General features: G+C 41.2%; 8 protein-coding genes and 1 pseudogene. 2 read left to right on the forward strand and 7 right to left on the reverse strand.

The window, feature by feature from the left end:
- Positions 1-154: 154 nt before the first annotated feature.
- The 3 genes from H6G97_RS37205 to H6G97_RS37215 all read right to left on the reverse strand — a co-directional run bounded on the left by H6G97_RS37205 (position 155) and on the right by H6G97_RS37215 (position 3105).
- A complete protein-coding gene (locus H6G97_RS37205; protein ID WP_190945730.1) occupies positions 155-2062 on the reverse strand; it encodes a helicase HerA domain-containing protein in 1908 nt (635 codons plus the stop codon).
- Positions 2056-2388 (reverse strand): hypothetical protein, encoded by a 333-nt coding sequence (locus tag H6G97_RS37210; protein ID WP_190945731.1) that lies wholly within the window; start codon positions 2386-2388, stop codon positions 2056-2058. Before H6G97_RS37210 ends, H6G97_RS37205 begins: the two co-directional genes overlap by 7 nt.
- A 279-nt stretch (positions 2389-2667) precedes the next feature.
- The gene (locus H6G97_RS37215) at positions 2668-3105 is read right to left on the reverse strand and encodes a hypothetical protein (RefSeq protein WP_199349914.1); all 438 of its coding nucleotides are present in this window, start codon (positions 3103-3105) and stop codon (positions 2668-2670) included.
- 37 nt (positions 3106-3142) lie between these two features.
- On the opposite strand from H6G97_RS37215, the gene H6G97_RS37220 reads away from it, so the two are divergent.
- Entirely contained in the window at positions 3143-3595 is a 453-nt protein-coding gene (locus H6G97_RS37220) for a hypothetical protein (protein WP_190945732.1), read from the forward strand.
- Between the two features lie 1994 nt (positions 3596-5589).
- Positions 5590-6396: a phosphate/phosphite/phosphonate ABC transporter substrate-binding protein gene (locus H6G97_RS37225; RefSeq protein ID WP_190945733.1), complete on the forward strand. Its 807-nt coding sequence runs from the start codon at positions 5590-5592 to the stop codon at positions 6394-6396.
- A gap of 51 nt (positions 6397-6447) precedes the next feature.
- On the opposite strand, the gene H6G97_RS37230 is transcribed toward H6G97_RS37225, so the two are convergent.
- The 4 genes and pseudogenes from H6G97_RS37230 to H6G97_RS55600 form a co-directional block, all read right to left on the reverse strand.
- Positions 6448-7698, reverse strand: a complete 1251-nt coding sequence (locus H6G97_RS37230) for a tetratricopeptide repeat protein (RefSeq protein ID WP_190945734.1) — start codon at positions 7696-7698, stop codon at positions 6448-6450.
- A gap of 452 nt (positions 7699-8150) precedes the next feature.
- Positions 8151-9134: a tyrosine-type recombinase/integrase gene (locus H6G97_RS37235; RefSeq protein WP_190945735.1), complete on the reverse strand. Its 984-nt coding sequence runs from the start codon at positions 9132-9134 to the stop codon at positions 8151-8153.
- A gap of 84 nt (positions 9135-9218) precedes the next feature.
- The gene (locus H6G97_RS55595) at positions 9219-9872 is read right to left on the reverse strand and encodes a hypothetical protein (protein ID WP_338421925.1); all 654 of its coding nucleotides are present in this window, start codon (positions 9870-9872) and stop codon (positions 9219-9221) included.
- Positions 9872-10619: pseudogene (locus H6G97_RS55600) on the reverse strand (bifunctional DNA primase/helicase); the annotation flags it as partial. The pseudogene H6G97_RS55600 and the gene H6G97_RS55595, both read right to left, overlap by 1 nt.

The raw sequence follows: 10619 nt of genomic DNA on the forward strand, positions 1-10619 counted from the left end.
CGCTCTAGTCAACCAACTCCATCCTTACTCCCCAAAGTTCCTACTACTGATTAAGTAATAAATGCTTCCTATACATTATGTGTCTTCCGAGATGATTTAGTCTTAATTTTCATCGATGAGCTTGTGTGTTTAGTCGCTGTAGCTTCTTCAATCATTATATTTTGCTCGATTTCAGCAATAAATTACCCCCATGAACGATTACCAACGATTCTATTGTTTGAGCAAGGAACCCGTCAAACTGCTGTGAACCTAAAACCAACTGCAACACTATTAGATTTACATCATTGCGATGTGCTTTTACCCTGTCCTCTCGTTGTTCTAATGGGATTTTTGATAAATCTAACGGCTGAACAATATTATTTGATTGTCTGGAGATATCAAAGTAGAATCCGTTGTAGTATGGCGTAAAATCTCCAAATGTTCCTGAACCGTCATCGTTTGGCAGATCGATAATTAATATTGACATATCTTTTGCCAAGCACTCCGCAATAATTGACGATACTAATACTGATTTCCCACTCCCTGTAGTACCAATAATCATTACATTCTTCGTTTTGCCGAAATCTATCCAAACTGGTGAGTGCGCTTCATCCGCAATCAATTCAAAGCCTTTTTCATCGGCTTTCATATTCTGTATTACTGGCGTTAATCCGATTATCTCGCTCGTGAAAAATGTTGTCCGTCTGTTGTAAGGGCTTGTTAATTGTGGTTTTTGTTTTATCAGTAAAGTATCTAACCAGATAGACCATGCATACTGGCTTTCCCGTATTAACTCCGTTGGCTGGTTTATATAACCTGAAATCAGTCTGCAAGCATCATCAATTTCTTCCAGGGAGTTGCGGTATACAAGAACAATTAATGCTAGATTTTCTGGCACATCACCCGTGTATAATTGCTTTTGGGCGTTTACCGACCATTCAGTATTAATCTGTGATGCTACGTCGATAGTTTTTCTGCTGGCACTTATTTCTGCATGACGCGAACGCCTAGTTATTAACTGTTGAGTTAGCCTAGTCAGTTTTTGATCCGCGGGGCTGATTTCTGTGATGATTTCAACATCATAAATTACTTCACGCGAAAACACATTCCATAAAAAGCGCACCTGATCCCTAGTAGAAGCAAATGCTTCTGGTTTTTGAGCCAGGGTCATCACTCCTACATATTTTTTCTCTTTATTTTTACTTGCTAGGCATACCCATTGCCTATCAGCGTAGGGAATTCCATTGTTTAAAAGTACTGAAGTCGCGTGTAATTGGTCAATATATTGTGATTTTAATGGTGGCGCTTCGTTAATTTCTTCCCTCAATCCCGAATCATCAAATACTAATGTATGTGGCACTTTTACACTTTTCGCTCCCAGGCAATAACTTAAATCATTCCATAGCTCCTTTTCTGTTTTCGGTGATGGTAATAATTTCATTTCAGATAATATTTGTTGATGTCTCAGTGATACATTTATTGCTTTCTCCAGGATCTGGATTAAATTTTTCTTTGTCAGTTCAGTTGCTCCCGTTGGCGTAAACCGACGCTGTAAAAAATTCGCTAGCTTCACTATCGCTCTATCTACAGCATCGCCTCCTTCTGTCCCTCCTGGTTTAATAGTGAAAGTTGTATAAATGTTCAGTTTTATATTTTTACGCTGCCGTCGCCGCGACAGTTCTTGCATTCTCGCTACTTGCCCCCAATCCAGAAACTCACTTTCACGAGATACTGGATGAGTCAATCTCTCTCGATATGCTTCAAATACTTCTGATTCATCACATAAAGAAGACCAACGAAAAGTAAATTTTTCTCCCTGGGGAATTTCTTTGCAACCATTCTCAAAAGCTTTCGCTATCGCTTCCACTTGTTCATCCGAATTAAACAACGGATGAAACCCTGTGCAGCTATATCCAAATACTAACTGTAAAGTATTATTCGTCTCACTTACTTGCTTTTTACTTAACAAATACGCACCAATACTATAGCTGCCTTTTTTTAATCTAATTATTGTAGTCAAATCCAAAAAATCTTCAAAAGCCGATACTTTTTTGCCATTTGAGGAATTCTTAATTTTCACCATGATTTGGGAATCTTTTTAGAGCCTGCTCTTTTCTTATTTTGAGGAGAAGAGTATCTGACGTATCCTCTAGACCATCTGGGAACACCTGGAAACACTCTAGACCAAAATAAATAAGGTCGTTTCCCTGATAAAACTAAAGCTGTAGCACTTACCCAAACACCTATCAATATGCTCCATATCATTCCTATGCCAAATAAGAACGCTATGAAAAAACCTACTCCAAATGAAACTAAAGAAATCGCAAACTGAAAACCCGTCAAAATCCCAATTGTTGCATTTTGACCTAAAGATTGATTAACTTGTTTAATTTGTGGTTGTTGTTTCATAAAAAACTTGTCAAAAGTCAGGAGTCAGAATTTAAAACAATTCAAAATTCAAAATTATCAATTCAAAATTGCAAGACGCTCTCTACGAGACGCTACGCGTAGCTTGCTTAAGAGTAGGGGTAGGGGTACGCGGACTCGCTCTAAGCGTTCGCGCAGCGTCTCCAAGAGTTGGCTTTACGCTGCGCTATCAGTGGGGGCAAGAAATAGCGAATTAATTAATTCAAAACTATTCTTATTATTCATTTTGAATTATGAATTTTGAATTTTGAATTGTTTTAACTAACAAGCTGCTGTGACACCAGCAAAAAGAATGTTTTGGGCGATGAATAACACCAAAGTCACAAAAAATATGCCTATAGGTTGTTGTACCATCTGTGTTACTTCTTGTCCGTCTCCCAGTGCATTAGCCACCTTCACCCCAGACGCTACGAAATAAACGAATAACATCACTGTTATTGCAGCGTTTATTACTGCGGGTAAGGCGTTGATGGAGGCATTCCCTGTAGCACCTGCTGTTCCAAACATACACGTCAATGCAATTTGTGTTGGGTCAAATAGTCCAAACGCATGGGCTGGCATTGTTTGACCTGCAACTATTAAAGTCACACCTACAGCATAAATATGATGCTGATATTTACGCCCTAATCTACCTATCGCTTTCGCCACAATTTGAGATTGTGTTCTGACTTGGGGTTGAAATTTATTATTAGATGCCAAGATAATCGCTCCTTATGGGGAGTTAGAGCCAGATGCCTTGAAGGTCATCAAAGGCAGAGTTCAATCATCCCTCACTCATGGCTTGGAAACTAACAAATGGTTCAGTGTCCCTGGAGAACCGGGATGTTATACTCTCTCTTTAACTTTGCTACCCAAACCGGAGACGAAAAATTCGTCCACCAGAGTCAAAGGCAAAAATAAGAAACAAGTTTTGCCGCCCCAGCCCAAAGACATACCAATGCTCGAAGAATTTCAGGGTCAGTTTTTAATTGATGCACTAACAACTTTTCTAGAAAATAATTCGGGTAAAGTTTTCGAGGTTTCAGAAATTACTAACGGAATCTATGGCGAACTCACTGCGAGTGAGATTAGAGAAGTGAAAAACAAGGTCTTGAATGAGTTATCACGGGGTCATCGCACAGGCCGATTCACTAGGGTTCCTGAGCAGATTGGTTTTTATACCTGGAACTTAGAGTTGCTCAACAAGTAAATTAAATCCCGCGACGTTGCTATCGCCAAACGATTAATTGAATTTGAACAACGGCGCAATCCTACCCGCAGACTGGTGCATGGAAAAAGCACTGTGGCAAGAATGGCACGCTTGTTAAGCGTAAATCCCTGGTATTCCTGGATGAAAGGGTGTAGGGAATTAAGAAGATGTTGAACTTTTTGACGCACTCGCATTCAATTGTCTGGAACACTATCCCCAACACCCTACCCCATGCTCTGACGACGTTTCGGGAGATCCAAATAATAAAATGCCCAGCCGTTTCAATGATATTTTTTGCTAAACCCAAGTATTGTGGCGCTTTTGCCCGGAGGGCAAAAGCGACGGTTGGGCATTTTATTACCTGTAAGTGCCTTCACCTTTTCTTCGTGCCATTCCACTATGGCAACTAGAACGCGATCGCCGTTTCTAAGTTAGTTCAGCCAGTAAATAGTTTTGCTCACGCACATCAGTTATTAAGCAAGTTTTTGTATTTTTTATACTTAATTTTTGCCCTCACTGATTACTTTATGCTTATACTAAGCGATGGCGTAACCGCAAGAGCGTAGCTGATCGCTCTATGAAAATCGCAATTTGCCGACCATTGGGCGGCAAAAACTTAGTTATGATTCTGAAAAACTAATCCTTTATATGAGCCAAGATTGAAGGTGTTAAAACGGAGCGGGAATTTGCAGACCACCATGCCAAACGATGTCTGTGCCTTTCCTTATACCCTCTGTATGCTTTTATTTTTGTAATTTAAAATACTTTACTTTACGCAATTATAACTACTGAAGTCATTGCTATGCAGTAAAACTTTCTGCATTATACTCATCTAGGTAAATAGGCTAAATGAATCTATTATCAACTTATTTCTTTACCTAGACAAATATCATGATACAGTACGTGGATTTAGTTCGATGTTAAAGTTGTATTTTTAACTGTGTAATTTACGACATTATAAACTAACTCATAATCAGCTAAAGTCCCTTCTGGCCATCAGGGAGCATCTTGGCGTTCACCCTGAGAATTGATTCAGGATAAGTTCGGAATCAATTGCAGAAAAGTTTAAGTTTTTGGCACGCAAGTTTTACCCGTTTCTTGAAGAATTTTTTATAGAGCAATCACACCACTCTCAAAAATAAACTAAAAATGACTCTATAGTTTTATGGCGTGATAACGATTAAAAAGCGGGCTATTCCGATAAGCTTGATTTGGCATGAAAGCAACAGAAGCAGGGAAGAATTTTGTACAAGTTTCTTAAAATAAGCACCTTTGCCCATTTTCTTGAACCCAAACCTACACCTGTAATATTTGTGTAGTTAACTACCAGGAGTATGCTCTTTAACCTGTTGTATTACTTATTAACTATAAAGTCATTTTCAGTTTATTTTTTTCACCGATTTTTAGGTTTTTCTTTTAAAGGTGTATTTTTAGGGGGAACCACAAAAAAAGATACCAGCCGTGTTCTTAATTGCTTGTTGTGTGGCGTGGATCTGGATCGTACTTTCGTATCTTTATGAGCGGGTAAGTCCCTTATCACCCAAATCGGTAAAATTGACTTGCATGAAGTGATCGCCCAAAAGCCAAGATATTTAACTCCAGAGAAAAAAGAGATAGAAGTGAGATGAATTGTGGCAAAAATCAAATTAGGAATCTTGTATTTTTGCGAAATTAGAGAATATAGAATATAATCTACACTAAGCCTATAGAATTACTGTTTTTTAGATTCTCTGTTAACAGGAGAAATCACAATGACATTAGCCCAAAACATTAGTATCCAAAACAATAATAGCGGAAACTATCATTCTTTGTAGAAAGGATTAAAAGCCTGAACATTTGTGTAAAAACGGCTGTGGTGGCTGGCATATTAATGTTCATACGACTGTTTGACGAATTATGCTACTGAGTTTTGCTAGTATGAAATTTTTATATATGCATGACTCTGGGCGGAAGTTAACTCAAGTTTTCTAGAAAAATACTGTTTTAAAGCAAGAATGACTATATTAACAAGCTTACGGGCTGTATCCTACTTAGCTCCTAATTGGTTCGGATTATATCAGGCGATCGCAGCTTATTTGGGTCGTGTTTTACAAGTAGAAATCCAACTACATCAAGGTGAATGCGATCCCCTCCAAGACCCTCTATTATTTCAAGACCAAATAGACCTAGCTTTTATTTGTGGATTACCACTAATTCGTTACAGTCAACAAGTTATAGACCAATTGCAGACATTGGTTGCACCTGTGATGCAAGCATCCCGGTATGGCAACAGTCCTATTTACTATGCAGATGTAATTGTCAAGGCTGATAGTAATATCAAAAAGTTTGGCGATTTGTCAGGGAAAACATTTTGCTATAACGACCCTGGTTCTAACAGTGGTTATAATTTACTTCGTCACTGGTTAAGTCAAGAAAAATATCCGCAAAATTTCTTTGGGAAAACTATAGAATCAGGTTTTCATCAACGTTCAATTCGCTGGGTAGTTGAGGGGCTGGCGGATTGTGCAGCCATTGACAGTGTAGTGTTAGAACAAGAATTACACGATATTCCGGAATTATCACAGCATTTGCGTGTGCTGGAAGTGATCGGCCCTTCTCCTATGCCACCATTGGTTGTAGCACAGCGTCTAAGTATCCCTTTAATTCAGCAAATGCTGATTAGCTTACTCCAACCAGATGCAGAGTTGCAAGGAGTTATGGAACAATTTGGTATTAGACGTTTTGCCGCAGTGAAGCTAGAAAATTATCGGGTACTCAACCAGATTTACTGCGAGCGCTCTTTTGTCAGTTTGTCTAGTTAAGGAAGAGAAGAAAAACAGCGTTGCTGAATTCAGCAACGCCATAACTTTTATTCAGGCGGTAATGCCATAAACCCAACTTTGCTTTTGTGTCCACAACACAGCATCATGATAAATTTGCTTAAATAAAACTCGCTGTGCATGACTCCCTCCAATCTCATGCAAGCGTGGTAAAACCAATTTGAGTTCGGTAACAGCTGTGTTAAAGTCACCTTTGGCATAAGCTACCATACCTCTAGCTGCCGGAATTGCTACTTCTAACCAACTCTTTTGCAAGAAGGGATTGATACGAATGGCATGATACTGCATACTCTGAAGCATCTGGTTTACCCAACCAGTATGTCCGGCTTTAGCAAGGGCATAGACATAATGCAAATCTTGGAATGCTAAAGCGTGCTCATCAATACGGCTGTAAAGATAAGGAATGATACTTTGCCAACGGTTTCCGACATTTACCCCACGTAATTCCAGGCGTAATAATAGTGAAATTGCCCCTACTTGGTCTTTGGGAGATTGTTTATTTGCACGTTCCCAAATTTGGGTATCGTATAGTGAAACAACTTTTTGGTAGTTTTCTTGCTCCAAATAATACAGTGCAATATGCCACCAGTTGTGGCTATAAAGCATAGAATTGCAATTTTCCCAAGTGTCTGCAAAACTCTCCATCCAAGCTATACCCTCATTGACTCTTCCTTGAGTTTCCATTACATGAGCTAAAGCATGGTGCGCCCAAGGATCATATCTATTTAAGGCGATCGCCTGACGTGCTATTTTTTCTGCTGCTTTTAATTGGTGACATTGTTCTAAGCCAAAAGCTACCATGCCATATAAATAATCTTGTTGGGGATTGCTAGGTAAAACTTTCTGGGCTATTTTTAGTAATTTTTCTTTGTTGCCTGTATAAAAATAGTGATACTGTCCCTGCTGGACTGATATTAAATCACCGGGAAATTTGTTGGTAATCTCTTCATGAAAACCAATCGCTAAATCAATCTCTTGATTTGCCCAAGCTAAAATTGCCTGCACATATAATTTTTCTCTGTCAGTAATCTTGGCTAAATTCCGTTGTGCTACTTGCAAATATGGTTGCACTTGCTGCCAAGCTTTGCTGTTTTCTTGGGTAAGATAATAAGCCGCTGCATAAGCATGAGCTAAAGCACAAGTTGGATCGGCCTCAATTGCTTTGAAAATCGCTGTTTCTGCATCTTGACCATAACAAAGCGCTTGATCAATGAAACGGTTAATAGCTGCGATCGCCTGGACTGAATCTGTCGTCACTATCAGTCCTTGTGCATCTTTAAGCATGATTAATTAATTCCTTGCAGCAAGATTTATGGAGAATATTTTAAACTCCAGTAAGTCTATCGAAATAATGTACTATTACCAAAAGTATGTCACAGCCTCCACAAAACTGCAAGTTTTAACCACTGCAAATTGATAAACTTACCGTATTAATTTTTGTAAAAGTATTACTTATCGAGTCTCAATCTCTCATCGACCTTATCTAAATCATTATCAATATACTGAATACTGATCCCGAAAAAATCAATTCCGGCATCAATCAGAAAAACCAGGGTTAGGGATTTCCAGAAAATAAAATGCTATGAGCCTAGCTTTCGCCCCGAACGCGAGTGCGTCTCCCTTTGGGAGAAGGGCGAAAGCGCCTCAGTCCTTGGATTGAGCCAAAATATATTTGATACGGCTGGGCATTTTATTACCTGTAGATGCCTTAGCTCCCAATGGCTACGGTGTAGAAACTAGTGAAGCCCCCTTGAATTTTTCCGCGAACCTGGAATAGTCAACTTTTGGACAGCACGGCGTTTAGTTTCTTCACCACGACGGTCATATCTGGCAGTCTGGTCACTGGTCGTATGTCCAGCTAACCTTTGGACTGTAGAAATATCTTCACCAGCATTGAGCAACTCCGAGATGAAAGTTCGCCGGAAATCATGAGCGGAGAAATTAGCTACAAACGCTTGTGCGCCACGTTTTTGCAAAATAAACAGCACTGCTTGAGAGGTAAGTCTTCGCCGCACTATCCTTGAGCCTCTGTTGACATGGCACAGCAAGGGGCCTGCCTCGTAGCCTCGAAGCGACAACCAATCCGAGACGACAGTTAAACCACTTTCAGGTAAGTACACAGTCCGGTCTTTGCCGCCTTTGCCAGCACGCACCTGTATTGCCCCAGTATTCAGGTCAATGTCGCTCAAGTCTAAATTCACCACTTCAGAGCGGCGGACTCCGGCTCCGCGCAGGATGGTGAATAGCGCAGCATCTCTGTAACCAGTGGGAGTAGGGTCATCAAAGCAGGTTTGCATCAATTGGGCGATTTCTTCCGCCGTAAGGACACGTCCCCGCAATTGCTTGGTAACTTTAACGTTGGGAATATCTACAGCACGAGCAAAATCAACAGCATCCATTATTTCTAACCGCAGGGCTTCTCTTAAAACTCGACGCAAAGCAGACAGCACTTTGTTGGCATAAGCTGGTGCATATTTTTCGCTCAACACAGAGCGGACTGCTGCCGTATGTTTGTAGCGCAGTGCTGCCCAGTTCAGGGTCATCGCATCACAACTCGAGTTGGTTAACAATCGCGCGATCATATTAAGAGCTTGGCGCATAGCTGGACGGGAACCAGGGGAAAGCGTCGCCAAGTAGACTTGGGCCGGGTGTTCGATCAGCGGAACGGGAGAAGCTAGAGCTAGGGAAGAAGAGGTGCTGTTTTCAAGGGTTTCATGCATTTACTTATCGGAACATATATTCTTATAAGCAAGATTCTCATAAGTAATTGTCTCATAATTGCGTGCTAAGGCGATCGCTCTTTCTTATCCCTCCATTGGCAACACCTCTTCATTCAGCAAGGCGTAAAATTCCGGGACTTGAGCCTCGACAAGTCGCAGTTCACTCGCGGCGATCGCCTCAAGTTCCAGTACCGTCTCCCAGCGCAAATCCTCACCCCATCGCTTGAGAATGCCTTTAATTGCGTCCACTCCACGAGAAATACCTCTTCGTAGTATTTCTACGCAGTGGAGTAGAGTAATGCGATCGGTCGGAGGCGACTCAAATTCGTTAGTATCCTCCCCCTGGCAATGGGAGTTCCCTATAGCATCAGGGGGGGGTGTGGATACGGGCTGCTGATTAGGGCTTACACTATACACAGCAGGGGTTTTGGGGGCATAATAGGTTCGATTTTCTTTTTGATTACGCTTTTCCACGCGATGAGCAATTACATGCATTGCAAATTCTAATTCCTCTTTAGATAAAGAGAAAAGTTTCACCTGTTGACCGCGCTTGCCCTGTTTACGGAAGGTCAGCTTTAGCCCCAGCTGCTCTACTAAAGTAGCTAGCAACCAAATAGGTTTACAGTCTAGGGGAATAGTAAACCCAAGAATTGCTTTGACGTGAGCAGCACAGTTTTTAGCGATCGCCGTCATCTTGAGCAAAGTGGGGTCATCGGCGGTAACTTCATCACCCTTCATTAAAGAAGTGAGAATTTGATGCAGTCCCAGGTTAAATCTAGCCAGCCACCGTGCGGAATAATTGCCCCAGTCGATGCACAAAGTAGATTGTCGCGCTCATTGCGGTCTTTTTGGGTGACAATTGTTGGTGGGGTAGGATAAGTTTGCCCAGTTTTGGGGTCAGTAAACGATTCTTCGGGCGGGGCTAAAATGGCCTCAAGTCCGGCTAGGGCTCTAATTAAGCGGCCACCTTTATCCATTTCTACGAGTGATTCGGTTACTTCGATGCCGTAAGAATCAGAAATGCGGAATTTTTCGCCTTCAAAAATTTCATTAGGGTCAAGGTAATCTTTGCTCTGACGGGCACGGTACTCGCTCAAAGTAATATTCTTGGCCTTGGCAACAGCCGAATTGTGGGCACGATCCAAAGCTTGTGCTGCTGCTTTAAGACTTTCAAGAGATTGCTCATCATCATCACTGCCCACATATATAAATGTATTGCCCATTTCCGTGAGGAGCGATCGCAAGTCATCACGCAGATTATTGAGAGAATAGTGGCGGTTGCCAAGAATTTGGCAGTAAGCCTCAAGCGCCCAATCTTTCTCGGCTCCCCGCTTACCCGTTTCTCTGTCAATTCGCAACAGAAAAGCGGTCGTTTCATTGGTTTGGAGCAAGCGCTCCTTAATCTTGGATGCGTTTGTATCCTTGTAACCAAAGGGAGGACGCGGGGCCACCCAAATATGAAACGGGACTTTTGGACGATAACGG

Origin of the sequence: Nostoc flagelliforme FACHB-838 (assembly GCF_014698065.1) — a bacterium.
In the GTDB taxonomy this organism is placed as follows: Bacteria; Cyanobacteriota; Cyanobacteriia; order Cyanobacteriales; family Nostocaceae; genus Nostoc; species Nostoc flagelliforme_B.